A 25,633-nucleotide genomic window follows, 5' to 3' on the forward strand; every position below is an offset into this window, starting at 1 on the left:
TCACGCCCAACTCACAAATACATGTTCGATCATCTCTCGCTGGGCGTTGCAGACCTGGCTCGCAGCCTTGCTTTCTACGATGCCATCCTTGCCCCACTAAGTGTTACGCGCTGCTTTGCCCTTCCCCACATTGCGGCCTACGGCCCTGGTTCGCGCCCGATGTTTTGGATTGCCCACAAAGCAGAATTTCCCAACCCGATTCAGCCTGCGCCTGGTTTTCATCTCGCGTTCCAGGCCGAGAGCCGTCAGGCCGTAGATGAGTTCTACAAAGCGGCGATCGCTCACGGGGCCACAGACGACGGCCCGCCTGGCCTCCGCCCCCACTATCACCCCAACTACTACGCCGCCTTTGTGCGAGATCCCGATGGGTATCGCATTGAGGCAGTTTGCCATCAGCCTGCTTGAACGTGCGTTTGACCGCAGAACTCAGAAACGACCCCAGTCTAAAAGCGCAATCGCTGCCGGAAGTTGTGGACAGACTCTACCAGCCCAATGGCAACGAAATTGGTGATCAGGGCCGACCGCCCATAGCTTAGCCAGGGCAACGGAATCCCGGTGATCGGGGCCAGTCCGATTGTCATACCAATATTGACCAACACCTGAAACACAATCATCGACAGCACGCCGATCGCCAGCAGCGACCCAAAGTTATCTTTGGCGTTTTGCGCGATGATCACCAGGCGAAAGCAAATCAGCCAAAAGCAAATTAGCACTGCCACACAGCCAACAAAGCCCAATTCTTCGCCAATCGCAGAAAAAATAAAATCGGTGTGCTGCTCAGGAATGAAATTCAACTGCGTCTGAGTGCCCTGATTCAGCCCCCGACCAAACAGCCCCCCTGCGCCAATGGCAATACGCGACTGAATCAGGTGATAGCCACCGTTGAGGGGGTCTTTATCAGGATCAAGGAACAGCGTCAGGCGATCGCGCTGATATTGCTTCAGCATTCCCCAAAGAATTTTGCCCATGCCGCCGGCCACCAAGTTGATGGTTGCTGCGCCAATCGCCCCCGGCAGCGGCCAAGGCAGGGTGCGCCATCCCAAAAAAATCATCAGCGCCGTCCAGGCTAACCAGGCCGGCAAATAGACGCTAAACAAAATAGCCGACACCAGCGGCGACAGCAGCAGCAGCAGCCAGCCAGGATTGGCGTTCGCCCAGTACAGCATCCCCAGGGTAATTGCCCCAAACACCAGACCCGTGCCTAGGTCGGGTTGCAGCATAATCAGCAGCCAGGGCAGCCCTGTAATGGCGATCGCCTGAAGCATAGCTGGAATCGTCGAAGCCGTCCGCTCGTGCAAAATCGCCGCCAGGGAAATAATCACGCCGACCTTGGCAAATTCTGACGGCTGCACGTTGAAGTTGCCAATCGTTACCCAACTCTGGGCCCCGTTTGCCGTTGTGCCAATCAGAATCACAATCACCAGCGACACGTTGGTAATGGCATAAATCAGCCAGTGCCAGTTCACCAGCTTATCGTAACGCCAGCGGGCGATCGCCAGCGCCAGCACCAGTCCCACCCCGCCTGTAATCCAATGCTGAATCCAGTCCGTCAGTTGCAGCGTTAGCTCTGCACTCCGGATCGCCAGCCCCCCCAACACAGTCAGCGCCACCGTCAGCAGCAGCAGCATCCAATCCACGTCCTGCCAGGGATAAATCAGCGACTTCCAGCGGAGACGGCTGATAAAGGACTTTTGTAGCATAGGCCTTAGAAGAGATTGAGAAACCGCGCAAAATCCGAAACCTTGCAACCCCGATAGTAACCGATCGGGCGCTCGATCCAGTCAGGGAAGCCTCGGTTGGAACCATCCCAAAGCTGGTCAACCTGAGTAAACCAGTCTCTCACGGTTCGCTGCAAGTTCCCTGCCACCTATCCCGCAGTTATACAGCTAGGTTAACTTTTAGGTGCTGAACTGCCAGTGGAGAACAATCCTCGCAAAGTCCTTGTAGACAGACATTTCGTAGTCCGGAGGCAGAATCGCCTGGAGTCTTTGCATGGTATACGCTTCAGGTGTCTATCTTCCTTTTAGGAACCAGTTAGGAGCCAGTGCCGGCCTTTAAACCCAAATCCAATTGCAATGTTTATACGTATCTCTGTGTGTTAGCTCTAATGAGGTACAAAAATATGATGGTATTGAAGCGCGAGGAAGGTCAAAGCCTAAAAGTTTTGAGCGACAGGCTGTGCATTAAATTAAAGTCCGCAGACTCTCTTAGTAGTATGACTGTTGTGACTGTCGATGTTCCTCCAAATGGTTTCGTTCCTCCACATACTCATACGAAAGAAGAGGAAAGCTACTATGTGCTAGAAGGCTCAATGATTATGTACTTGGATAGTAAAGAGTTTAGGGTCGAGCCTGGCGACTTTGTACACGTTCCTGCTGGGACAACACATGGCTATAAGAATAATTCCGCTCGCTCTGTCAAGTTTCTTGCATGGGCGGTAGGAGGTAGAATTGACGAATTTTTCATTGAACTGTCAGAAAAAATTAGGGATTTACCCGACGATTTAGCCAAAATGCCTACAATTCTTGAAAAGCATGGCATTCAAATGATTGAACCATCTGGGATGTAGTTTTCTTTTTTGATTTGGGTTGAATCAATGATGGAGAAAAAGATCAACGAAAATCTCGTAACGGATTGTTAAGACTCTTTTCGGATGCGATTTGGATCAGTCTGCCGCCGCTCGACCGGATAGCTCTGTGGCTCTCTAGCTTCACTCGTTTTCCTTGCCGTAGGCCTGCCACGACAAATCCACCAGCCCGCTGACAATTGCCGCTGCAACCACCGCATTGCCCTTGCGCCCTTCAATGCGGATATGGGGGACAAGAGAATCTTTTAGTCGCTCCACCGCCGACTCCATGCCGATGAATCCGGCTGGCGTGCCAATCACCAGCGCAGGCTTAATTTCTTCTTTTTCAATCAGATCGACTAATCCAGAGAGGGCGGTTTGGGCTTGCCCAACGACAAAAATGCCCTCTGGATAGCGACGAGCCAGCGTTTCGATACCCCAGGCCACGCGGGTTTTCTCGCGCTGCGGGCGAGTCAGCGCGTCCATGCTGCAATAAACTGGATTGGCAAATGTCGCCTGAATAATGGGCACAATGCCGACCTGCACCATTGGCACATCTACAATAATCGTGCTGCGGGCTGCGAGGGCTGCGGCTCCTGCTTGCAACGCCTGCTCCGAAAAGCGGAGCAGATCCCGATACTCAAAGTCGGCAGTTGCATAAATAACTCGCCGCACAATTTCATATTCCGCAGGCGAAAAGGCGTGATTGCCTATTTCTCGATCAATGATTCTCAGGCTTTGAGCATCGGTAATATGCCACTCCATGCGCCCAATTCCCCAGGGTGCTAACTGACATTCAATAGTGGCACATTTCCATCCCGCCATTGCCCTGCACTTCGCAGAACTTGTGGGAAAAAGCCGCCTTCACGAAGCCGCCTCGCCATTTCAGGGAGATTTCCAGGAGATAAAGAGGGAAGGTTCTGACCAGAGTCGGTTCGCGTCGGGAAGGCTCATTCCGCCGCCCGCAGAAGTGCCCCCAGCCGACCGAACCTTAAGTTTCAGACGGTGTGGAGCCGTTGAACATGGGCGACAAAAACGCCACCAGAGCGCCCATTGCAAAGCCTGCCACGTTCCGCAGCAGGGGCAGCCAGTCGGCAGTGCGGGTAATCACTGGGGCAATGCCAAACGCGATGAACAAAATGCCCCAGAGCGGCGAGAAGATTAGCGCCCACTGCCATGCAATCACCTGACCGGGCTTTCGCGGATGGGCCGCAAAACCGCAAATGATGCCCCCGAGCACTGAGGTAATTAACGTCAAAATCCACTGTTCGCGGGGCAGACCAGGCACAACGTTACAGCCGCCCTGGCGCAAGCAGGTTTCAATCGACTGAAGCGCCTGGATGATCGAACTATCTTCACCGTTGTCGCGGACGAAGAACTGGTTTCCATAGCGGGTTTGTAGCTCGATCCAGAAGGTACGGGGGAGAAGATCGTACAGCGCGTCGCCGACGCTGAAGTTCAGCAGGTTGCCGCCGCGCGGGTCAGCGACGAGCATAACGCTCTTGTCGTCGAGTCCCCAAAAGTCTTTGACGGCGCGGCCGGGCGTGCGATCGAACTGGGTGAGGACGCGCAGTTTCCAGCCCGTTTCGGCTTCAAAATCTTGCAAATGCTGATCCAGCTGGTCTTGCTGGGTGTCGGTGAGGGCGTTTGCCAGATCGATGATGTTGGTCGGCCGATCGGGCAGCAGGTCTGGGTTGTCGTAGGCATAGGCGGCCGGGGCGATCGCCCAACTCGAAACCACCAGCAGCGTTACGAACAAACCAAGACTCAACCGAGAAAACAATGACCGCAGCATGGGCAAACTTATCAGCTTCATCAGCGTGTAGAGATGACTAGAATCCTAACCTGTGGCAAAGCTTAAGCGATAGCCGCAATTGTTTACGATTCTTTACTTTAGTCTAATATAGCAGGAGTGAGGACTGAACGTTCGCTCAACCCCACGGACAGGCTTCCTGATTGTCGTCAGCTTTTCGTGAAGCGCTGCATTCCGCAGGTGTAAACAAGTGGCGTAAACAAGTGTAGACACGGAAACAGCCGCGCCAACGGTCGAGAAGTGGCGCGGACGATTGCGGGAATCGTAAGCAAGCACAAGGCAGGGGGTGAACGCCTGTCAACGAGCGCTGTGGCGTTTATGAGAAGGATGAGAGGGGGGCTTTAGGGTCAATTTTCCAGCGGTGGGGGGTCTTCTTCCCAAAGATCCTGTTCAAAACCGTCGCGGGCTTCGCCTTCCAGAGGTCGAGTGGACGTGGGCGATCGCCGACTCAGCAATGGCGCTGCTGCATCGGGTCTAGCAGGCTCAGATGCAGGGGCATCCTCCCAACGGTTCGGCTCGTCATACTGCTCCGAGCTATAGACCTTGGGCGCATAGCTATCGGGATCGTGGGCGCTGTCAAAGTCGGTCTCTGGGCCGTGGGTCTCTGGGCTGTGGGTCTCTGGGCCGTGGGCAGCATACTTCTCAGTGTACTTCTCAGCCCCATAGGCGCGAGGCGGGCCGTCCGAATCCTCCCAATCGTCTTGGGCATCGTACCGCTTCGGCGATGCGTGGGGGTATCGATCGGGGCGATCGCCCTCCCAGTCCGGCGGCACGGCGCGGCGGCTGTGGCTTGGTCTGTCTGGTGGCGCAGGCTTCAACAGGGTTTGCCAGGCCGCATGAAACCCGACTACTAGGCTGCGCGTCACGCGCTGGGCTTTTTTTGCCTGCTGCTGCACCCCCAAAAGGCTCTGATCGACCTGCTTGACCATGCGACCCGCACTCTGCACGCCTTCGCTCACGTCATCGGTCAGATCAGTTAGCTCCAGCCCCGTCCGGCGAATCGCGTCCAGCGTAGGCGGCAGATCTCGGTTGAGCGTGTCAAATAGTTTTTCGGCACTGCGGGCGGCCCGCGACAGTTCTCGAACCGCAGGCAGGAGCGCCACTAGCACAGCCGTCAGCGAGACGGCCACCAGGAGCAGCGACAATGCCAGCCAAAACAGGGGATCAGACACGGCAGACTTGTATTAACCTCTGCTCACGTCAAGCTAGAATCGCGGGCCGGGGGACGCAGGTCGGGGGCGGGACGAGTCTCTTGTTGCGCGGTAGCCTGGCGATCGCGCTGGCTGGCCTCGATGCCGACGGCGATCGCCTCCTTCAGGCGAGACAGCGTGCCATCCCAGTTTTTCAGCGCCGACCCCGACAGGCGGTCGGCCTGAATTTGCACGCTGCTGGAAATATCTTCGGCAATTTCGGGCAGCGCATCGGCGGATTTTTTCAGCAGGCGGCGCGTCTCGCGCCCAGTGCGCGGAGCCAGCAGCAGCCCCGTCACTGCGCCAATTGCCACCCCCACGATTGCCCCTGCCAAGAAGGTTCCTGCCGAACCCGACCGATTGTCTGCCATGTCCCTCTCCTCCTGCCTGTTCTCCTAAAAATCTGCTAAAGCCCTGCCTTTCCCCAAGCTTTATCGTTTCTAGCTTGAGAGGTTCAGTTCGCTACTCTACTCTAGATCTGACCTCGCAATCCAGAGTTGTATCCAACCCAAACGCGCAACAGGTAACGCCCATCAATCCCTGGATTTGCTGTGCCCGCGATAGGCTTGGAGTTGTCGCGCTTGTTTAGGCGTTGCCTTTGCTTTGGCGCGTCTCCGGAACCCAAACCCCCTGCCGCCAAACCAGAGGGATTGCGCTAAGCTGACCAGGGCGATCGCCTGTCGCAGCCGCTGCACCTGGGGACCAACCTGCCGCAGTTGCCGCCGCAGTTGCTCAATATTGGTCTGCCCCTGGGCGATCGCCACGGGTGCGCCTTGCAACGTTCGAGAGGTTTGGCGCTCGGCATGGGTCAGCGTATCGGCTACCTGTCGCAGCCCCTGCCCCAGTTGCCACACCCACCAAGCTGCATACAACCCAAACAGGGCCAGGCTAAAATTAAGCACCACCACCGCCATCAGCATGGTTTTGGGCTTCCCTCACTCAAATCCGCGTCTCCTTCATAAAGCCGCTCATAAACGAGTCGCCTACAAGCCGCCGCTACACGCCAGACGCTTGCTGGATTTAGACCTCCCATCAAGCCCCCTCCGACGCACCCGACCCCTAAATTCTAATCACAACTGGCCGGATTTAGGCTGAAATCATGCCCAAACTCGACCGTCCCTCGACTCCATCCTGAATCATGCCCCCCGCGCAAAGGGGGATTTTTGGAACATGGCCTCCTCTTCTTCCCTCCCAGTCCTCTATGTCAACCCTGCTACGGGTCGCGACGACGCTAGCGGCAGCCAGTCAGCCCCCTATCGCACCATCACGCGGGCGCTGCGACGGGCGACCTCAGGCACGGTGATCCAGCTTGCGGCAGGAACCTACAGCACCAAGACGGGCGAAACCTTTCCGCTGGTGATTGGTGCGGGGATTACCGTGGTAGGTGATCCGGCCTCGAAGGGCGATCGCCTGATTATCGAAGGCGGCGGCGACTACCTCAGCCCCACCTTTGCCCGACAGAACGTGACGCTGCGGCTGGAGGACAAGGCCGAACTGCGCGGCGTGACGGTGATCAATCCCCAACCCCAGGGCACAGGCGTTTGGCTGGAAGGAGCGACTGGGGCCAACCCAGCCGCTCGCGTGGCACAATGCACCTTCACCCGCTGCGGTCAGGGCATCGTGGCCACGGGCAGCGCCCTGCCGGAGATTGTTGACTGCCTGTTTCAGCAAAACACCGTCAGCGGCATTTCCCTCAGCCGCAACGCCAAAGGCGAACTGTTGCAAAACCTCTGCCAGCAGACCGCAACGGGCATCACCCTCAGCGACAACACCGCGCCCCTGCTGGTGGGCAATCGGCTGGTGCAAAACCGGGTGGGCATTGTGATTTCGGGCAATGCCCGGCCAGTGCTGCGGAATAATGTAGTGGAGCGCAACGGCGAAGACGGTCTGGTGACCGTGGGCAACGCTGCACCCGATCTCGGCAAGCCCCAGGACCCCGGCGGCAACGTGTTTCAAAACAACGGCGCGGCCGATGTGCGAAATAGCACCAGCGCTCTTCTGGCATCCGTGGGCAACCAGATTAATCCAACCCGCGTCAACCTGGGCGCATTGCCATCGGCTAAAGGGTTGGAGTTCATTGCTAGTACGGTGGCAGAGCAGATTCGGCCTATCTCGCAGCCACAGCCGCAGCCACCGCCAGCGCCAACTCCCCCACTGCCGCCCGTCCCGATTCCCGAAACCGGACTGACCGACATATCGGGACATTGGGCAGAGGCGTTTATCGCGGCACTGGTAGAACGCAGCATTATTGGCGGTTTTCCCGACCGCACCTTCAAGCCCGATTTGCCGCTGACGCGGGCCCAGTTTGCCACAATTTTGACGCGCACCTTCGACCTGCCCGCCGTGCGCTCACCCTCCAGTTTTGTCGATGTTGCGCCAGACTTTTGGGCCACAGCGGCGATCGCCCGCGCTGTAGAGATGGGCTTTTTGGCAGGCTTTCCCGATGGCACCTTTCGCCCGAACGTCAACCTGACGCGGGTGCAGGCAATTTTAGCCCTGGTTAATGGACTAGGGCTGACAGGTGGGCACCCAGGGCATCTGGGCGTATACCGCGATCGCGCCCAAATTCCCACCTACGCCACGATTCCCATCGCCACCGCCACCCAAAAGCGCTTGGTGGTGAACCATCCCCAGGTGGATCTGCTGCGCCCGATGAACGACATCACCCGCGCTGAGGTGTCGGCCATTCTGTACCAGGTACTCGTGATTACTGCCCAGGCTCGCGCCATTCCCTCGCCCTACATCGTGGTTCCCGATACAGTCGCTGTCGCCTTTTCAGACACCACCCGCCACTGGGCAGCAGACTTTATTCAGGGCCTGGTCAGCCAGGGCGCAGTCAGCGGGTTTTCTGACGGCACGTTTCGGCCAGAGGCCGGCATGAGCCGCGCCCAGTATGCTGCGCTTTTGGTCAATACCTTTAATCCGCTGCCCCGGCGGCCTGCCCTGGAGTTTACCGATGTGCCCACGACGCACTGGGCCTATCGCGCCATTCAGCAGGCCTATCGCGGCAAGTTGCTGTCGGGCGTGGGCGAAAGCCAGTTCCGCCCCGACCAAAACGTGCGGCGCATCGAGGTGCTGCTGTCGCTGGTGAACGGGCTGGGACTGCCGCCTGGAAATCCGCTGCTGCTGAACCGCTATGCCGACCGCGACACGCTGCCCAGCTTTGCCCAGCCCGCTGTGGCTAGCGCCACGGGCCAGCGCCTCGTGGTCAACTATCCCGACCTCAATCGCCTAGAACCTGTGCGCGAAGCCACCCGTGCCGAAGTGACCGCGATGGTCTACCAGGCGTTGGTGCGGGCTGGGCGATCGCCCGCGATTTTCTCTCCCTACATCGTTGAGCCAGAGGTGGCGGCGCAGTCTGCAATGGCTCCAGCGGCCCCGTCGGTGGGGCAATCGTCTCCGCCGGGCAGCTATCCCGCCGGCCGATTGGAGGATCTGCCAATGGTGATCCTCGATCCGGGGCACGGCGGCGCTGATCCGGGTGTCGTTGTGGGCGAAGTCCAGGAAAAAGACCTGACGCTGGCGATCGCCCTAGACATGGCCAAACTGCTCCAAGACTATGGCGTGCGAACCCGCCTCACCCGCACGGACGACCGCACGGTGTCGCTGGGCGATCGCCTTGCAATTCTGCAACAAACCCAACCTGCACCCAGCGCCCTGATCAGCCTGCACCTCAATGCCACCCGTCCGCCGCGCCCCGCCATCAACGGGCTGGAGACCTACCACGCGCCCGACGCAGCCGAGAGCCGCCGCCTGGCCCAGAGCATTCACGCCAATCTCGTGCAAACCCTGGAAATGGGCGATCGCGGCATTCGCACCGCCTCCTTTGCCCTCCTGCGGCCGCCCATTCCCGCCGTGCATCTGGAGTTGGGCTATTTAACTGGCGAAACAGACGTTGCCAATCTGACCAACCCCGACTATCGCCAGCGGCTTGGAAAGGCGATCGCCCTAGCAGTGGTGCAGTTTGTAAAGCAAACCGTAGGGTAAAGGGGGTAGGCAGGAGAGCCGAAGATGATGCGATGATAGGAGGGAAGAATAGTTGAGATGCCTTCCTGTCAGCCCAATGCGTCCCTGCCTCCCTCCTGCTCCGCTCAAACCTGGCGATTTGCTGCGTGTGATTACTCCCAGTGGGGCCCTGCGAGAGATGGAGGCCTTTCATCTGGGCGTGGAAATTTGGCGATCGCACGGCTATCGAGTCGAGGTGCCGCCCCACATCGACAAGCGCTGGGGCTATCTGGCAGGAACCGATCTGGAGCGGCGCGAGCAGTTTGCCGATGCCTGGAATGACCCAAAGTGTCGCGGCATTCTCTGTGCGCGGGGCGGCTATGGCGGCACTCGCCTGCTGGAGGAATGGGACTGGGGTACAGCGGAACCCAAGTGGCTGATCGGCTTTTCGGACATTACTAGCCTGCTCTGGGGGCTGGCACAGCGGGGCATCTCCGGCGTGCATGGCCCCGTGCTAACGACGCTGTGCGTCGAGCCAGACTGGTCGGTGGAACGGCTGATCCATTACGTAGAAGGCAAGCCCCTTGCCCCGCTCAAGGGCGATGGCTGGGGCGGCGGCACGGCTAAGGGGCTGCTGCTGCCTGCAAACCTGACCGTGGCGACGCATTTGCTGCACACGCCGCTCCAGCCTGATCTGAATGGCGTAATCCTGGCGCTGGAGGATGTGATGGAAGCGCCCTACCGCATCGACCGAATGCTGACCCAGTGGCGCATGAGCGGCTTGCTGTCGCAGGTGCGCGGCGTTGCGCTGGGCCGCTTTAGCCAGTGCGACGCGCCGCAGCACATCCCCAGCTTTTCGGTGGAGGGGGTGTTGAGCGATCGCCTCAGTGATTTGGGCGTTCCGGTCGTGTCTGATCTGCCCTTTGGCCACGACGGCAGCAATGCAGCGCTGCCCGTCGGCGTACCCGTCTGGCTGGATGGCGATCGCGGCATCCTCAGCTTTGAAGGCGAATAAGCAATAATTGACATTGGCCCAGGCTTCTTCTAACCTCCAATCCCCAAACCCCAAATGCCTACTCGCATCTTGCTGCAAACGACGCTGCTATTGGGCGGCGACGACTGGACGATTGATCGATTTTCAATGCTGGAGGCCTATCTCAAATCGCTGATCGATGAGAACGGCAAGCCCTTGTGTGAAGTAACTGCCCGCGATCGCCAGCCCGATGCTAGCGGCGACGACCCCGTTCTCAGCCAGCTCAGCCGCACTGACTTTGACCAACTCTGGCTGCTGGCGCTGGATACCGGCGACGGCCTCAGCCCCAATGATCAGGCCGGAATCTTGCGCTTCCATCAGCAAGGCGGTGGCATCTTTAGCACCCGCGACCACCAAGACATGGGGCTGTCGATGGTAGCGATTCCACCGCTGGGCGGGTTCCACTATTTTCATACGCAGAACCTCGACCCCGACGAGTCGCGCTGCTGCAACGACGACTGTGAAACGAAGACGATCTCTTTTCCCAACTATCACTCCGGCAGCAATGGCGACTATCAGCACATCACGCCGCTAGAGCCACTGCACGACCTGCTGCGCCGACCCGACGGCAGCGCAATCGCCCTGTTTCCTGCCCATCCCCACGAAGGCGGCGTTGGCGTACCCGACGGCGCAACTCATGCCCACGTCATCGCTACCGGAACCAGCAAAATCACCGGGCGAGAGTTTAACCTGGTGGTTGCAGCAGAAGGCATTGAGCAGGATGGACACCTCACCGGGCGCATCGTGGCCCAGTCCACGTTTCATCATCTGGCGGATTACAACTGGGATGTGGGCACAGGCTGCCCCAGCTTTGTGGCAGAACCACCGGGAACCGGGATGAAAGATAACCCCCAGGCGATCGCCGATATTCACTGCTATGTCAGCAACCTGGTGCGCTGGCTAGGAGATTAGGGGTGAATGACAGGGAGATTGGGGAATTGAAAGCTGGAAACCGTTCACCCCCAATCCCCAATCCAAAATCCCCAATCCAAAATCTAAAGCCCGGACTAGCCGATCTTTTCGTGGCGATAGAGCGTGTAGGAATCGAACAAAATACCCACCAGGCTAGACACGGACGCAATCACCAGCATTCCATGCAGCGGGTTGCCACTGCCAAAGACTCGCAAAAACTCGACCACTGGAGCAATGCCGGCCTGACTCATAACTTCCAGGCTGGGAATTTCTTGCAGCAACCGCAGCGGCACTAGCAAACAGCCCACCAGCACCACAGGCAGCAAAAAGCTGAAAATGGCTGTAATCAGGAGCGATCGCATCAGGTTAGGAAACATACGCATAACGTGTGACAAAACCAGGGAAACGAACGGTGGCAGAGTTTAGGACGCAAAGTGCGATAGGCAAGTGCAGCAAAATACAGGTGCAATGGATAAGCCCTATATTCGGTGCAATCGCTCACGATGCAGACTGAACCAGCGCAAGCTCGACCCCGTTTTGGCGATCGCCCCAGTCAGCCTGTTGCATCCAAGATAGGCGGAATCTGGGGCGACCCGCAGAATATGACAGAAATCTTAAATCGCTCTCAGAAAACGCAATCTGCGAGCGATCGCCCCAGAGAAATCACTGAGACAACCTGAAACCGATGAGTATTCGCGGCTTCTAGCACACTCCAACCCCAAAGCGCGGCCGAGAAACCGGGGTCGGGGCGATTGCCCGTCCTGCCCTTTCTGAATTCTGTAACGCCGAGTTAAGAAAGGCACCCGGAAGCAAGCCCCTGCTTTCTAGAGCAACCCGATTCAGTTTCTAGCGCGATCGAGTCATGTTAGAGGGGCGAAGTTCGCATAGTATCAATCTATTGCACACCCTAGAGAGTCGGCGGAAACATCTTTGAGTACGGAGTTGGGAAATTCGAGTTTGGGGCGCTGGTGGCGACGGCTCGTGGCAGCAGTGTTTCTGGGCGGGCAGGTGCTGGTCCACCTGCTGACGGGCAAGGTTCACGTCCGCAATACGTCGGAGCAAATGGCCGTCGTTGGGCCAGAGTCGTTGCCCATCAACCTGCTGACTGCGCTGACCGTAGGGATGGTGTTTACCATCGGCGTGGCGCGAGAATTCATCGCCTTTGGGGCAGGAACGGCGGTGGGGGGCGTTTTGGCGATCGCCCTCTCGCGGGAACTGGCCCCTCTAGTCACGGCGATCGTGGTCACAGGGCGCATCGGGTCTGCCTTTGCGGCGGAAATCGGCACCATGCAAGTGACGGAGCAAATCGACGCGCTCTACATGCTGAAAACCGACCCCATCGACTACCTGGTTATTCCCCGCGTCATTGCCTGCTGCCTCATGCTGCCGCTGCTGACGGTGTTGTCCTTCGTCACGGGAATGGCAGGCGGCGCAATTCTGGCGGAGTCGCTTTACAATATCTCGACGCAGGTTTTTCTCGACTCTGCCCAAAACCTCTTGCGAGAGTGGGATTTGATCAGCGCCTTGATCAAGTCGGTGGTGTTTGGGGCGCTGATTGCCATCATCGGCTGTAGCTGGGGACTCACCACCACGGGCGGCGCAAAAGGGGTTGGTCAATCCACCACTGCCGCCGTGGTGACAGCGCTGCTAGCGATCTTTGTCAGCAACTTTTTCATGTCTTGGCTCATGTTCAGAAGCATCGACACTGGCGCTTCGTTCTGATGCTGGCGGCTTAGCGGGTTCCACGGGTGACCACGGCGGGCAATTCAACTCGGTGTTCTCAAACCGCATTCTGAGAGGGCTGTCGGCAACACGACTTAGAATAGAGGGGAATCTCTTAACGTCGCTGTCAAAGATCAACTCGAAAATCCAACGTGAACTCACCCTCTGCGATCGCCCCTACGGATACCGTGACGCTTGCGCCCAGCTATCGATTGCCCATCGGACTCTTGCTGCTGGCGCTGCCGCTGGTGTGGCTCCAGGTTTGGGTCGGTGCGGCGGTTGGGCTGTTTGGCGTGTTCCTGCTGGTGCAAGCCGCAACGCTGCGGCTCCACTTTACCGCCACCGCCCTCGACATCTTTCGTGGCGAAACGCTCATCCGCCGTTTTCCCTATCAGGACTGGCAAAACTGGGCGATTTTCTGGACGCCCGTGCCGATTCTCTTCTATTTCAAAGAGGTGAACAGTATCCATTTTTTGCCAATTCTATTTGACCCCAAAGCCCTGCAAGCCTGCCTGGAGCAGCGCTGTCCGACCGTTTCCGAGTAAGTTGCCTCATGAACCCAGACGAATCCAACGAAGATTTTTTTGACTCGGACGAGGAGAAGCCTTCTCAGTCCGCCGATGCGAATTTCACCCCCTCCTCCAGCGAAATGCCCGACGGTGCCGTTGCGCCGCTCAGCCTTGCGGCTCCAACCCCGCAGCCCGGTAATGACGAGAGCAGCGTCGGGGCGATCGCCAGTTCAGACGAGACGAGCCATTCGGAGTTTTCGCCAGAAGGTGCGTCTGACCCTGCGCCCTTAGACCTGTCTGAGGGAGAGACCGGCGACTGGATCGCAGCATCGCAGCCCAGTGCGGAGCCGACGGCCGCTCAAGCGGATGGGTCAATGGATTCCGATAATGACTCTCCAGCGGCGATCGCCGCACGGGTTGCTGCCCTCAGAGCGCAAGAGCAAGACCTGAAGCGGGCGATCGCCCAACTCCAGGCCGATTTTGCCGCCACCGAGCGAATGCTGGGTCGCCTGGCCCGCGAAAGCCTGGGCGAGTTGGAACAGCGGAAACAAGCTCTGCAAGTGTCTGTAGAACAGTTAGAGCGTCGCCAGGAGCGCATTCGCGCCGAAATGCGGAGTACCTTTGCGGGCAGTTCGCAAGATATCGCCATCCGCATCCAGGGCTTCAAAGATTACCTGGTGGGCAGCCTGCAAGATTTGGTGACGCTGGCGGATGACCTGAAACTTTCTGCACCGCAGCCGCGAGAGCGGGAGCGCGATCGAGAGCGGGAAAAAGAGCGCGAAGAACCCGCCCCCAAGCCTAAGTTCGGCGAACCCGCGTTTCAGGAAGAAACCCGGCAGATCCGCAAACTGCTGGAGCAATATCGCACCTCGCCCGACTATTATGGCCCCGCCTGGCAACTGCGCCGCACCTTCGAGCCTGTCCACGCCGAGCGCGTTGCTAACTGGTTCTTTACTCAGGGCGGCCGCGGCGCAACCCGAACGATGGGGTCTCGCCTACAAAACATCCTGGTGGCCTCGGCGATTATCTCCATCCTGCGGAAGCTGTATGGCCCCAAGGTGCGGACGCTGATTCTGGCAGACACGCCAGAACGGCTGGGCGAGTGGCGGCGCGGTCTGCAAGATTGCCTCGGCATTTCCCGCGCCGATTTTGGGGCAGACCAGGGCGTGGTGCTGTTTGAAGCGCCGGAGCCTCTGGCCCAGCGGGCCGATCGCCTGCTCAAGCAAAAGCAGCTACCGCTGATCATCATGGACGAGTCGGAAGACGTGGTCAACCTGTCGCTGCTGCAATTCCCGCTGTGGATTGCCTTCGCCAGTGACCCCACCCGCCCGATGGTGTACTAGCGCTCTTAACTTAGCGCTTTTATAAAGTCCAGAGAACAAGGGCGATCGCCCACTCCTAAAATTCAGCCCCAAAATCCCAAATCCCAAATCCTACAGGACTTACGCACTTGCGATAAGCTCTTTGGATTTTGGACAACTTTTCGCGGACGCAGCCCGCGAGAAATTGTCCAACTGCGTAAGTCCTATCCTATTGCTCTGCCTCCACAATCCGGCGTAGCGCCTGGACGCGGATAGCAGCCTGTACGCTATCGTTTCGGGATTCCAGGTCTGCCAGGGTTTGTAGCATCCCAATGCGGAGCGATCGCAGTTGGGGCGATGCTGGCGAACTGAGCGTCAGCGCCAGAGCATCGTACCAGATGCCGCTTTCGGCCATCTGCTGGGCATCGCGCACGGGGTCTGCCGAACGCGCCGCAGTCGGCGCAACCACCACAAACTCCGCCACATCGCGCAGGTTCAGCGACGGACGATTGCTATCGCACACCAGCACCACGCGCCACACGTAGGTTTCACCCACCGCGAGATCCTGCGGCACCGTCCAGGTCATGATGCCCGCGCGGCTGGTGAGGGTTTCGTCCAGCAGCGGCGGCTCAGTTTCTCGTTCAAAATCCCGCAGGGTTCCCCGAAATACCTGAATCGCCAGGCTTCCCGGCACATCTCCAGGCACATACCAGGCGAGGGTCGGTCGGCGGGTGCTGGTCTGCCCCTGGTGAAACTGGGGCGCAAGGGCGAGCAGTGGTAGGTTGGTGCGGCTGGTGCAACTGCTCTGCTGCTCAGCACCGACAAAGGTTCTGACCCCGCCGCCGGGGGCGGGTGCTTGATAGTCCGAATTTGGCGGCGGCGGCATGTAGGACTTGAGCGTAGCGGGGGGCTGCGAGGGTTTTGCCTGCCCGACGGTTGCCGGGAATAAGACACCCAGGAGGGTAAGCCCCAGCACGCATCCAGTGGCGATCGCCGGGGGCAGAACACGCCGCCTGGATAGTCGATGAAAACGCGAACGCCGGGTCATGGGGGAACCTCCTCGTTCAGGGCTAGGTTAAAGGTCAATGCGGTGGAAGGGGAGGGATTTGGATTTGGGATTTTGGATTTTGGATATCTGCCCTGATCCCGATCCCTTCGATAAGACTCTATTCAATGAGCTAATTCACCTATGCATTAGGCTACTGGAGAAAATTTCTTTTGCCTATGAAGAGTTCGGAAAGATCCCTGGCGAGTTTGGGAGGGGGCGATCGCCCAAAACCGTCATCCCCCTTGCAGAAAACAACATGACATCAGAATAGGGTTCAACTTCACATCCAAAATCGAATCTTGCTGGGGTTCCACATCAATTCACACAGCGTTCCGTGGGGCGTGATCGGTTCTCGTCGAAACTTGCCGCCAAGCTGATTCGCAATGCTTTCCGCGATCTGTGTGCCGCGTCCTCCCAGGGCAGACGGCTTGATGGATTTTTCGGAGTCTATTCCTTTGCCATTATCAATCACGCGGATGAGGTTCTGGCCGTTTTCCTGCTTGCACACGACGTTCAACTGGGTGACTCCGACCGCGTATTTCCCCACGTTACAAAGCGTCTCTTCCAAGAAGCGACAGAGTTCTCGCTTGTGTTCTAGCGTCAGCCCAGCAGTTTCTAGCGGCTCAAACGTGGTCAGGCGCAATTTCAGCGTCTTAAAGCAGTCAAAATCACGTCGTAGCGTGTGGTCATAGACTTCATACAGCGCTTCCTCGAAGGGGCCGTTGAGATCGAGCGGCTGGTCTTCGGAGAGGTAGAGGCTGCCGTCTTCCGTCAGGATCTCTTTGCGAACCGAATCGTAGACCACGCGCAGTTCCCGGTTGAGATGCTCTAGCTCGGTTTCCCACTGGCTTTCGGGCAGGTGTCCAGATCGCGTTTTGCTGAGCAAGCGCGACAGGGTTTGCAGCGGGCCGCTGTGGATGGCGTTGAAGGTGTGGTCGATGACGTATTGGCGATCGCGCAGTTGCAGCTTCAAATCTTGCTGATGGCGATAGAACAGCGCCGCCGTCAGCCCCACGCCATTTAGGAAAAACGCCAGCAGCGGGGGCACCAGCGGCACCCACCAGCCCGCCAGCAGCAGCGCAAAGCACAGCCCCAGCAAAATCATTAACCCCAGCCCCAGCCCCGCCAGAATCCGCAGGGGACTGATCAGAAACCGCCCTAGCCCGATACCCAAAATGCCCCAAAGAATCAGCCAGCCATATTCCCAGGGGTCTGCCCAGTCGCGCAGCAGCGGCCGCCCGTAGAGCGCGGCTTGAATAATCTGGCTGGTGGCGTGGGCGTGGGCTTCGACTCCGGCGATGGTTCCCGCTGGGATTTCTGGAACCCCTGTGACGGCGGCCATAGCGTTAAAGGTATCTTTGACGCTGGGCGCAACGACACCGATGAGGACGATGCGATCGCGCACTTTGTCTGCTGACACCTGCCCCGCCAGCACCTCGCGCAGGGTTACCAAGTCAAACGATCGAGAACCGCTGCGGAAAAACAGCAGCGTTTCCACTTCCATGAGCGGTATCTGGTGATAGCTGCCTGTGTTGGGTTGGGTGCGGGGCAGTTCTGCCGGGCCAAACCGCATGGCGTAAGGATCGCGAATGCCGCCTGCAAGCGACACGCCGCGCTCCGACAGGAACCGTTCGGCCAGGCGTTGCGCCAGAGAGAAGCGAAACTCGGTCTTTTCTGCGTTGTAGCTGCCGAGGGCGCTGCGGCGCAGTTTGCCGTCTAGGTCAGTGGGCAGGTCTGCGAAACCGACTCGCTCATCGGGCAGGGCGGGGGGTGGGGCGATCGCCCGTCCAATCACTTTTTCAATGCCAAACAGGTTGGGCTGGCTGCGAAATAGCGCTTGCAGTTCGGCGCTGCCTGGCTCTTGGGGCAGATCGCGGTACAGGTCAAGGGCGATCGCCGTCGGTTGCGATTGTTGCAAGGTCTGGATCAGCGCCGCCAATTGTCCATCAGGAATGGGGTATTGCCCGATCGCCTCAATGTCGTCTTCATCGATGCCGACGATCAGGAGATGCGGGTCGGTGGGTTCGGCCGGCCGAATCCGCAGCAGCAGATCTAGCGCCAGCAACTCCAGCACTTGCAGGCTGCCCGTTAGCCGCAGCAGCGCCACCAGCGCAATTACCGCCAGTCCCGGCAGCGCCCCTGCTTTCCAGATGCGCCACTCGCGCCGCAGCGCGGCCCAGAGCGGGTGCTGCTTGCTCATTTAGTCAATCAGTCCTTCTTCGCGGGCGCGGATTTCGGTCTGGATGCGCTGATTTTTGCCGCTGTCGGGGTATACACCCAGCGCGTCTTGCACCTGCGTCCAATAGTGGCGGACGGTGCGCTCGGCGACGCTCATCCGTTCGGCGATCGCCTTATCCTGCAAGCCTTCGTGAAACGCCAGCCGCAGCACCTCCAGCCACTCTGGTTTGATTTCCAGCCCAGTTCGCATTTCCTTCGGCGTAAACACCAGCCCCTGCATTGCCCACTCCACTTTGGTTAACATTTCCTTCAGCGACAGGCTCTTGTCGGCAATAATGAAACCGCCCTCGTGGGCATTGATCGCAGGCTTCAGCCGCACCAGCGACTTGGCATTGGCACTTTGCACCACAATGTTGAGCGTGGGATATTGCTGCATCAGCGTCCGCAACAGCTTTAGCCCCACTTCTGGGCGCGAGGGCTGGCCCGGCTGTTCGGGCAGCGCCAGGTCTACTACTGCCAGATCGGGCTGGGTTTGGGCAATCTGGGCGAGGGCGCTGGCTGCGGTTTGGGCGGTGGTGATCTGGGCATCGGCATACCGCTGCTTCAGCGCTTCGACGGTGCTGTTCAGCACGAGTTCGTGGTCATCCACGACAACAATTTTCTTGAGTGCAGCGGTTTCCGCCATTTGCGCCTCCCGTCGTCTCTCCCTTTCTAGCTTAAGCGCAAGCGCTGCGGTCATTTGCGATCGCCGCTTCTGGCTCCTGTCCGCTGCGACACCTGGGTTAAAGGCTAATGCTCTGGTCATAATGCGTCATCCTTGCTCTTGCATATTGTGGATAGGGGGCGAATCCGAGAGAAACCGAGGGTCGCAAAACTCATCAGCATTTCAGCCCAGGCTCAGCTCCCTGCTAACATCGGGGGGCCGATGGGTCTGGCGAGAGCCGCCAGCGAAACTGCCAAACGATGCGCTGCGCCTGTCGCCGTCGGGTGCAGCGGCCCGGAGCCAGCACCGCAAACGCACGACTGAGCAAATCCCACTGGGGCGATCGCCCTGCCGCCTCTGCCGCTGCCACCGTTGGATACTCTAGCCGAATGGTCAGTACGCCAATGTGACCGATGCCAAGGGGCGATCGCTCTGCCAGTTCCAGGGCAATGGCCGTTGGCCCGTCACTCGCCGACTGGGTTCCCCGCAGCAGATGCGTCAACATCGACAGCAACAGCGACACCCGCAGCGTCGGCTCTACGGGCCAGCTTGGGGGCAAACACAGCAGCAGCCTCGGACAGCCTGACAACTCTGCCTCCTGCGCCCACGCCTGAAGCGCCAGCGGCAGGCTAGTTTCCAGATACGGCGGCGACAGGTCATCACTCAGCCGCACCAGTTGCCCGTTGAGTAGCGTCACCTGTGCCATCCAGGCGGGCTGCTCGGTGAGGGGTTTGCTCAGCGTATCCGAGTTCATTTCCAACTGTCGCCGCATGACGAAGGTACTTTGCAAAGGGCCGTTGCGAACCTGCTCCGCCTCGCGACAAAGCCAGTGGTGCTGCTGCTCAAACCACCACCGCAAGGCTCGCTGCGTTTGCCAATGAAACACTGCCAGCCAAACCAGGACACCGATCAACAGCACAGAAATCACAAAGGAACCCGGAATCGCAAACGCGAAATAGTGGTTTAAGAACTGAACCGCTCAAGTTGGGCTGGGGTGGGACACTTCCCAAACTGGAACTGCACCACACTCGAACTATATCGGAGCGACCCAGCCCCAGGGCTGAAGTTTTTGCTCAAAGGATTTGCTGAAACCTGAAAACTTGCTTGCACTTTTCTGCAATGGCTCAAGGAGGGAATCGCTAAAACTGCTGAATTTAATGAACTTTTTAGGTGCGTTTCACCCAAAAGCAGGATGGTAGACTACAGGCAACTTTTGCTCTCTGGAAAGCGTCTATGCGTCCCCAAACCTGCACCCTGCCCCAAAGCTCTGATTGGTCTGGGCCACCCCAGGCAACTGTCACAGCCATTGCGCTCACGGCGGCCCTGGGACTGCTGACCGCTTTACCATCCGCTGCCCAGGCGCAGGCAATTCTTGAAGATGGCACGCTGGGAGCAGAAAGCTCGGTAGTGACGCGGGACGTGCTGATTCGAGGCATTTTGAGCGATCGCATCGATGGCGGGGCGCGGCGCGGCGCAAACCTGTTCCACAGTTTTGAGCAATTCAATATCGACGCGGGGCGGGGTGCGTATTTCGCCAATCCTGCCGGGGTGGAAGCCATCTTTAGCCGCGTCACTGGGGGCGACCCGTCCAACATTTTGGGACGGCTGGGCGTGTTGGGCAGCGCCGACCTGTATTTCCTCAACCCCAACGGCATCCTGTTTGGCCCAGCCGCCAGCCTCGATCTCCAGGGGTCTTTCCTGGCCACCACCGCCAGCGGCTTCCAGTTTGGCGATTTGGGACGCTTCAGCGCCACTGCCCCCGAAGTTCCGTCGGCGTTGCTGACGATCAATCCCTCGGCGCTGTTCTTCAACCAGGTGGCCGCAGGAACCATCGTCAACCGCTCCGTCACGCCTGTTGTTCCAGGCAACTCGTTTTTGGTGGGGCTGCGGGTTCCCAATGGGCAAAGCCTGACGCTGCTAGGCGGTGACGTGCAGGTCGAAGGGGGACGGTTGAGCGCCTTTGGCGGCCGCATCGACATTGGCGCAGTGGCAGCGGGCGGCACGGTGCAGCTTAACCCCAACGGCAGCTTGGTGATTCCCGACGGGCTGGCGCGGGGTGACGTGACCTTTACCAATGGCGCAGTTGTGGACGTGCTGCTGGGGGACAAGGGCGATATTAGCGTCACAGCGCGGAACATCTCTGTGCTGGGCGATAGCGAGTTGCAGGCAGGCATCGAATCTACCTTCGGCGCAGAGGGCAGCCAAGCGGGCGACCTCCGGCTGAATGCAACGGGCACAGTGCGAATCGCAGAAGACAGCCTCGTTAGAAACCGCGTAAATGAAAACGCGATTGGCAACGCAGGTAATGTGGAAATTGTGGCAAATCAACTGGAGTTGCTAGACACGGCCCAGATCAGCACCAGTACGCTAGGGCAGGGTAATGCTGGGAACGTGATTCTGACGATGGGCGATCGCATCTTACTCGACGGCGGCGACATCTTTAGTCGCGTGGGAGAAGAAACTCTGGCCCTAGACGACAGCATTCAGCTTCAGGGCGGCAACATTCAAATTACCACGGGGTCTCTGGTGTTGCTCAACGGAGCGCAACTACTCGCCAACACCGCAGGGCAGGGCAGCGCAGGCAGCATCCTGATCCGGGCCCGCGAAGACGTGACCTTTCAGGGACGCAGCCCTACAGATACTTCGCTGCCATCCGCTGCCTTTGTTCGCGTTGATGAAGGAGCCAGAGGACGCGGCGGCAATATCGACATTCAATCCCGCAACCTGTTTGTGCTGGACGGGGCCCGACTGACAGCAGGTACGCTGGGGACGGGCGATTCGGGCAATATCATAATCAATGCCACAAATCAGGTACGCTTTGCTGGAACCGGGCCTGGCGGACAGACCACTGTGGCGTTTACCAATGTCGAAGACGGCGGCATTGGTCGGGGTGGAAACATCAGCATTACCGCCGAAACCGTGAATCTCGCCGATGGAGCGCAACTGATCGCCAGCACAAATGGGCAGGGCGATGCAGGCAGCATCACGATTCGAGCCACGGGCGATGTCACCTTTCGAGGCCGTAGCCCCAATGGTGTATTGCCAACCGCCGCCTTTAGCCGAGTGGGAGAAGATGGACAGGGTAATGGCGGCAATATTGACATTCAATCCCGCAACCTGTTTGTGCTGGACGGGGCCCGACTGACAGCAGGTACGCTCGGAAGAGGCAATTCGGGCAACATTATTATTAACACTACGGGGCAGGTGCGGTTTGCCGGAAATAGCGCCAACGGGCAAAACAGCGTTGCTTTTACCAGCGTTGAAACTGGCAGCATCGGGCGGGGCGGCAATATTAGCATTACGGCTGAAACAGTAGAGTTTCTGGATGGAGCGCAACTCGTCGCCAGTACAGAAGGGCAGGGCGATGCAGGCAGCGTTACTATTCGGGCAACGGGCGATGTCATCTTTCGAGGGCGTAGCGCCAACAACCAATTCCCCAGCGCGGTCTTTAGCCGAATCGGCGCAGGCGGTAGGGGTCAGGGCGGCAATATCGATATCCGCAGCCGTAACTTATTCGTGCTGGACGGAGCGCGGCTATTTTCGGGCACGCTGGGCGAGGGCGATTCGGGCGACATCATCATCAATGCCACCGGGCGAGTGCGATTTGCCGGAACCGGCCCCACCGGGCAAACCAGCGTGGCGTTTGTCAATACCGAGGGGAACGCAGTAGGCGACGGGGGCAATATCAACATTACTGCCAATGTGTTGGAGATGGCTGACGGAGCGCAACTGGTCGCCAGCACGAGCGCTCAAGGGAATGCGGGAGGCGTGGTGATCCGAGTGGGCGATCGCATCTTACTCGACGGTAAGAACACCGTCATTTCCAGCCGCATCAATGCAGAAACCCTGGCGCTAGACGACAGCATTCAGCTTCAAGGCGGCACTATCGACATCCGCACAGGTTCTCTATCGGTGCTAAACGGCGCGCAGCTTTTGTCCAATACCAACGGTCAGGGCGACGCAGGAGATGTTTTGATTCGGGCAACTGGCGATGTACTATTTCAGGGACTCAGTGCCGATCAGCAGCTTACCAGCGCAATCTTTAGCCGAGTCAACGATGGTGCGGTAGGGCGCGGCGGCAACATCGACATCCAAGCCCGCAACCTCTTTGTGCTGGACGGGGCGCGGTTGTTTTCGGGCACGTTGGGGAAAGGCGATTCCGGCGACATTGTGATCAACGCCACGGGTCGCGTGCGTTTTGCCGGAACCGGCCCAAACGGACAGGTCAGCGTGGCCTTCAGCAATGTTGAAGATGACGGTGTAGGCAATGGCGGCGACATCAACATCACGGCTAATAGTTTAGAACTAGCTGACGGGGCGCAACTAGTCGCCAGCACAGACGCGCAGGGCAATGCAGGCGGTGTCACGATCAGGACAACCGGAGACGTAACACTTCAAGGACGCAGCGCTAATGGCTCCCTGCCATCCGCCGCTTTTAGTCGAGTGGGTGCAGGCGGACGGGGCAATGGTGGCGACATCAACATTCAAGCCCGCAATCTGTTTGTGCTGGACGGAGCGCGGCTATTTGCAGGCACGTTGGGTGAGGGCGATTCCGGCAACATTGTGATCAACGCTACGGGTCGCGTGCGTTTTGCCGGAACCGGCCCAAACGGCCAGATCAGCGTGGCCTTTAGCAATGTTGAAGATGAAGGCATAGGCAATGGCGGCGACATCAACATTACGGCCAATAGTTTAGAACTAGCTGACGGGGCGCAACTAGTCGCCAGCACTCGCGCACGCGGCAATGCAGGAGATGTGATTCTCCGAGTGGGCGATCGCATCTCCCTCGACGGCGACGGCACCGCTATTTTCAGCAGCGTGGGCGCAGATACGCTAGCGCTGGACGACGACGTTCGGCTGCGGGGCGGCGCGATCGACATCGAGACGGGTTCGCTGTTTCTCACCAATGGCGCGTCGCTGGTGGCCAACACCGCCGGGCGGGGCAATGCGGGTCAAGTGAGGATTCGGGCGCGCGATCGCGTCTCATTGCGCGGCACAGAGACCAGCATTTTCAGCAACGTGCAAAGCGACGCGATCGGGCGCGGCGGCACAGTGCGGATTCAGACGGGGTCGCTCTCGATTCGCCGGGGGGCCCAACTGGTCGCCAACACCGCTGGACGGGGCAATTCAGGCAACATTCGGATTATCGCTACAGGTGATGTCCGACTGGCAGGATTTACCAATGAAACCGGACGCTCTAGCGGGCTGTTCACCAACACTCGATCCGGCGCACAGGGGCGCGGTGGCGAGATTTTCATTCGAGCCAACCGCCTGCGAATTCTAAATGGGGCTGCGGTTTATGCAGTTAGCGAAAACAACCGTCGGGGCGGCAGCATTCGCCTATCGGTCAACGAGTTTGAGGCAACGGGTGGCGGCCAGGTGATTGCCAGCGCCCTGCGGCGGGGGCGGGCAGGCAGCATTACGCTGGAGGGCGGCGAGATCACGTTTTCGGGCAGCGATCCGACGGTGGGCGATCGCCGCGAAAAATTTGGCACTGCGGTCGCCAACGCGGGCGATGGGCAGAGCGGCTTGTTTGCCGACACCCAGCCCAACTCTAGAGGACGCGGCGGCAGCATCACCGTGCGCGGTGGCAGTTTGCAGTTGTCAGATAGTGCCATCATTTCTGCCCAAACCGCCGGACAGGGGGATGCAGGCGATATCAACATCGCAATTCGCGGTGGCACACGATTGAGCAATGGCAATATTACCGCCGCCGGACAGTTTGCCGCAGGGGGCAGCATCACGCTGAGCACCAGCAGCCTGAACCTGACCGACAACGCCGCCATTACCGCAGAAAACACAGGAGGGCGCACGGCGGGGAACATTACGCTGAACGTGAGCGATCGCACCTCACTCAGCAACAGCAAAATCACCGCCGAAAGCCGACGGGATGCAGGTGGGAGCATTACGCTGAACACCAGCAGCCTGTTCCTCACCGAACGCGCCGTCATCACTGCCGCCAGCCGCGGGCGCGGCACAGCAGGCAACATTCGCATCAACACGGGCGGCCGCCTGCAAATGTCCGACAGCGACATCACCACCCGCGCCCGCCGCTCCTCTGGTGGCAACATTGAGATCAACACAGGCGAACTTGCTTCCAGAAGCCTTACCTTACTCGAAGGCGACAGCGATATCACCACCGATAGCAAACTCGACGGCGGCAACATCACCATCGGCGGCGCGGGCGTGGTGGCCTTCGACGACAGCGACATTATTAGTCGAGCAGCCGAGGGGCGCGGCGGCAACATCACGCTCCCGCCCTTTTTCAGCGAGACGAATCCCCCCGGCAGCGCAGATGACTTCGACGGCAACGACCAGGTGGATCTAAACGCATCGGGGCAAACCGCCTCTGGGCAGATCACCACCCCCGACACCAGCGGGGTTCAAAATAGCCTCACGCCGCTGGCAGATGCCTCGATAGACGAAGGGCGGCTGCTGGCTAATAGCTGCGTGGTGCGCGATCGCCAATCGGGTCGCTTTGTCATTACGGGATCTGGCGGCTTGCCCTACGCACCGGGAAATGCGTCGCTGTCGCCCTTCCCCACCGGAGATGTGCAGCCGCTACCCGAAACGGCCCCAGAGCCGTTGCCCCAGAGCCGTTCCTGGCAGCCCGGCGATCCCATCATCGAGCCGCAGGGTTTGTATGAATTAGCCGACGGGCGGCTGGTGCTAAGCCGAGAATGCAACCCTGAGGAAAATCGGTAACCTGAGCC

Annotated in this window: 19 protein-coding genes and 1 pseudogene; 9 read left to right on the forward strand and 11 right to left on the reverse strand. The window is 59.0% G+C overall.

The window, feature by feature from the left end:
• Positions 1-21 precede the first annotated feature (21 nt).
• Complete coding sequence (locus tag IGS16_RS22060; RefSeq protein ID WP_068512119.1) at positions 22-405, forward strand: VOC family protein; 384 nt, start codon at positions 22-24, stop codon at positions 403-405.
• Positions 406-443: 38 nt separating this feature from the next.
• Here IGS16_RS22060 and rodA read toward each other — a convergent pair whose 3' ends face one another.
• Entirely contained in the window at positions 444-1,700 is a 1,257-nt protein-coding gene (rodA, locus tag IGS16_RS22065) for a rod shape-determining protein RodA (RefSeq protein WP_297089218.1), read from the reverse strand.
• Between the two features lie 515 nt (positions 1,701-2,215).
• On the opposite strand from rodA, the gene IGS16_RS22070 reads away from it, so the two are divergent.
• Positions 2,216-2,569, forward strand: coding sequence for a cupin domain-containing protein (locus IGS16_RS22070; protein ID WP_297089220.1), 354 nt, complete (start codon positions 2,216-2,218; stop codon positions 2,567-2,569).
• Positions 2,570-2,710: 141 nt separating this feature from the next.
• Here IGS16_RS22070 and IGS16_RS22075 read toward each other — a convergent pair whose 3' ends face one another.
• The 5 genes and pseudogenes from IGS16_RS22075 to IGS16_RS22095 form a co-directional block, all read right to left on the reverse strand.
• Positions 2,711-3,331, reverse strand: a complete 621-nt coding sequence (locus IGS16_RS22075; RefSeq protein WP_068512116.1) for a precorrin-8X methylmutase — start codon at positions 3,329-3,331, stop codon at positions 2,711-2,713.
• A gap of 226 nt (positions 3,332-3,557) precedes the next feature.
• On the reverse strand, positions 3,558-4,361 hold the full coding sequence (locus IGS16_RS22080) for a TPM domain-containing protein (RefSeq protein WP_297089223.1): 804 nt from the start codon (positions 4,359-4,361) through the stop codon (positions 3,558-3,560).
• Between the two features lie 827 nt (positions 4,362-5,188).
• Positions 5,189-5,551: pseudogene (locus IGS16_RS22415) on the reverse strand (DUF948 domain-containing protein); the annotation flags it as partial.
• Between the two features lie 23 nt (positions 5,552-5,574).
• Complete coding sequence (locus tag IGS16_RS22090) at positions 5,575-5,940, reverse strand: YtxH domain-containing protein (protein WP_068512110.1); 366 nt, start codon at positions 5,938-5,940, stop codon at positions 5,575-5,577.
• A 162-nt stretch (positions 5,941-6,102) separates the two neighbouring features.
• On the reverse strand, positions 6,103-6,489 hold the full coding sequence (locus tag IGS16_RS22095) for a hypothetical protein (protein ID WP_297089228.1): 387 nt from the start codon (positions 6,487-6,489) through the stop codon (positions 6,103-6,105).
• 250 nt (positions 6,490-6,739) lie between these two features.
• Here IGS16_RS22095 and IGS16_RS22100 point away from each other — a divergent pair, with 250 nt between their 5' ends.
• The 3 genes from IGS16_RS22100 (at position 6,740) to IGS16_RS22110 (ending at position 11,459) form a co-directional block, all read left to right on the forward strand.
• Complete coding sequence (locus IGS16_RS22100; RefSeq protein ID WP_297089230.1) at positions 6,740-9,556, forward strand: S-layer homology domain-containing protein; 2,817 nt, start codon at positions 6,740-6,742, stop codon at positions 9,554-9,556.
• Positions 9,557-9,632: 76 nt separating this feature from the next.
• Positions 9,633-10,529, forward strand: a complete 897-nt coding sequence (locus tag IGS16_RS22105) for an LD-carboxypeptidase (RefSeq protein ID WP_297089232.1) — start codon at positions 9,633-9,635, stop codon at positions 10,527-10,529.
• Positions 10,530-10,583: 54 nt separating this feature from the next.
• Entirely contained in the window at positions 10,584-11,459 is an 876-nt protein-coding gene (locus tag IGS16_RS22110; RefSeq protein ID WP_297089234.1) for a hypothetical protein, read from the forward strand.
• 95 nt (positions 11,460-11,554) lie between these two features.
• On the opposite strand, the gene IGS16_RS22115 is transcribed toward IGS16_RS22110, so the two are convergent.
• Complete coding sequence (locus IGS16_RS22115) at positions 11,555-11,842, reverse strand: hypothetical protein (protein WP_156435308.1); 288 nt, start codon at positions 11,840-11,842, stop codon at positions 11,555-11,557.
• Between the two features lie 547 nt (positions 11,843-12,389).
• Between IGS16_RS22115 and IGS16_RS22120 the strand changes: the two genes are divergently transcribed.
• The 3 genes from IGS16_RS22120 (at position 12,390) to IGS16_RS22130 (ending at position 15,033) form a co-directional block, all read left to right on the forward strand.
• Positions 12,390-13,181, forward strand: a complete 792-nt coding sequence (locus tag IGS16_RS22120; protein WP_297089236.1) for an MlaE family lipid ABC transporter permease subunit — start codon at positions 12,390-12,392, stop codon at positions 13,179-13,181.
• Positions 13,182-13,333: 152 nt separating this feature from the next.
• Positions 13,334-13,726 (forward strand): DUF3119 family protein, encoded by a 393-nt coding sequence (locus IGS16_RS22125; protein WP_297089238.1) that lies wholly within the window; start codon positions 13,334-13,336, stop codon positions 13,724-13,726.
• 8 nt (positions 13,727-13,734) lie between these two features.
• Positions 13,735-15,033: a DUF3086 domain-containing protein gene (locus tag IGS16_RS22130; RefSeq protein ID WP_297089240.1), complete on the forward strand. Its 1,299-nt coding sequence runs from the start codon at positions 13,735-13,737 to the stop codon at positions 15,031-15,033.
• 187 nt (positions 15,034-15,220) lie between these two features.
• Here the strand turns inward: IGS16_RS22130 and IGS16_RS22135 are convergent, their stop codons facing one another.
• The 4 genes from IGS16_RS22135 to IGS16_RS22150 form a co-directional block, all read right to left on the reverse strand.
• Positions 15,221-16,039, reverse strand: a complete 819-nt coding sequence (locus tag IGS16_RS22135) for a DUF928 domain-containing protein (RefSeq protein WP_297089242.1) — start codon at positions 16,037-16,039, stop codon at positions 15,221-15,223.
• Positions 16,040-16,319: 280 nt separating this feature from the next.
• The gene (locus IGS16_RS22140; protein ID WP_297089244.1) at positions 16,320-18,239 is read right to left on the reverse strand and encodes a CHASE2 domain-containing protein; all 1,920 of its coding nucleotides are present in this window, start codon (positions 18,237-18,239) and stop codon (positions 16,320-16,322) included.
• Positions 18,240-18,902 carry a response regulator gene (locus IGS16_RS22145; protein WP_297089278.1) on the reverse strand — a complete coding sequence of 221 codons (663 nt, stop codon included), beginning with the start codon at positions 18,900-18,902 and terminating at the stop codon, positions 18,240-18,242.
• A 223-nt stretch (positions 18,903-19,125) separates the two neighbouring features.
• The gene (locus IGS16_RS22150; protein WP_297089246.1) at positions 19,126-19,848 is read right to left on the reverse strand and encodes a hypothetical protein; all 723 of its coding nucleotides are present in this window, start codon (positions 19,846-19,848) and stop codon (positions 19,126-19,128) included.
• Between the two features lie 305 nt (positions 19,849-20,153).
• Between IGS16_RS22150 and IGS16_RS22155 the strand changes: the two genes are divergently transcribed.
• The gene (locus IGS16_RS22155) at positions 20,154-25,625 is read left to right on the forward strand and encodes a filamentous hemagglutinin N-terminal domain-containing protein (RefSeq protein WP_297089247.1); all 5,472 of its coding nucleotides are present in this window, start codon (positions 20,154-20,156) and stop codon (positions 25,623-25,625) included.
• The last annotated feature ends 8 nt before the right edge of the window (positions 25,626-25,633 follow it).

Source organism: Thermoleptolyngbya sp. C42_A2020_037 (assembly GCF_015272455.1).
GTDB lineage: Bacteria > Cyanobacteriota > Cyanobacteriia > Elainellales > Elainellaceae > Thermoleptolyngbya.

What these genes read in the sequence shown, in the direction of transcription:
- IGS16_RS22100 (WP_297089230.1), top strand. Translation starts at nt 6,740, where the DNA reads ATGGCCTCCTCTTCTTCCCTCCCAGTCCTCTATGTCAACCCTGCTACG.
- IGS16_RS22155 (WP_297089247.1), top strand. Translation starts at nt 20,154, where the DNA reads ATGCGTCCCCAAACCTGCACCCTGCCCCAAAGCTCTGATTGGTCTGGG.
- IGS16_RS22140 (WP_297089244.1), bottom strand. Translation starts at nt 18,239, where the DNA reads ATGAGCAAGCAGCACCCGCTCTGGGCCGCGCTGCGGCGCGAGTGGCGC.
- IGS16_RS22115 (WP_156435308.1), bottom strand. Translation starts at nt 11,842, where the DNA reads ATGCGTATGTTTCCTAACCTGATGCGATCGCTCCTGATTACAGCCATT.
- IGS16_RS22070 (WP_297089220.1), top strand. Translation starts at nt 2,216, where the DNA reads ATGACTGTTGTGACTGTCGATGTTCCTCCAAATGGTTTCGTTCCTCCA.
- IGS16_RS22130 (WP_297089240.1), top strand. Translation starts at nt 13,735, where the DNA reads ATGAACCCAGACGAATCCAACGAAGATTTTTTTGACTCGGACGAGGAG.
- IGS16_RS22080 (WP_297089223.1), bottom strand. Translation starts at nt 4,361, where the DNA reads ATGCTGCGGTCATTGTTTTCTCGGTTGAGTCTTGGTTTGTTCGTAACG.
- IGS16_RS22145 (WP_297089278.1), bottom strand. Translation starts at nt 18,902, where the DNA reads ATGGCGGAAACCGCTGCACTCAAGAAAATTGTTGTCGTGGATGACCAC.
- IGS16_RS22090 (WP_068512110.1), bottom strand. Translation starts at nt 5,940, where the DNA reads ATGGCAGACAATCGGTCGGGTTCGGCAGGAACCTTCTTGGCAGGGGCA.
- rodA (WP_297089218.1), bottom strand. Translation starts at nt 1,700, where the DNA reads ATGCTACAAAAGTCCTTTATCAGCCGTCTCCGCTGGAAGTCGCTGATT.
- IGS16_RS22095 (WP_297089228.1), bottom strand. Translation starts at nt 6,489, where the DNA reads ATGCTGATGGCGGTGGTGGTGCTTAATTTTAGCCTGGCCCTGTTTGGG.
- IGS16_RS22075 (WP_068512116.1), bottom strand. Translation starts at nt 3,331, where the DNA reads ATGGAGTGGCATATTACCGATGCTCAAAGCCTGAGAATCATTGATCGA.
- IGS16_RS22060 (WP_068512119.1), top strand. Translation starts at nt 22, where the DNA reads ATGTTCGATCATCTCTCGCTGGGCGTTGCAGACCTGGCTCGCAGCCTT.
- IGS16_RS22110 (WP_297089234.1), top strand. Translation starts at nt 10,584, where the DNA reads ATGCCTACTCGCATCTTGCTGCAAACGACGCTGCTATTGGGCGGCGAC.
- IGS16_RS22105 (WP_297089232.1), top strand. Translation starts at nt 9,633, where the DNA reads ATGCGTCCCTGCCTCCCTCCTGCTCCGCTCAAACCTGGCGATTTGCTG.
- IGS16_RS22135 (WP_297089242.1), bottom strand. Translation starts at nt 16,039, where the DNA reads ATGACCCGGCGTTCGCGTTTTCATCGACTATCCAGGCGGCGTGTTCTG.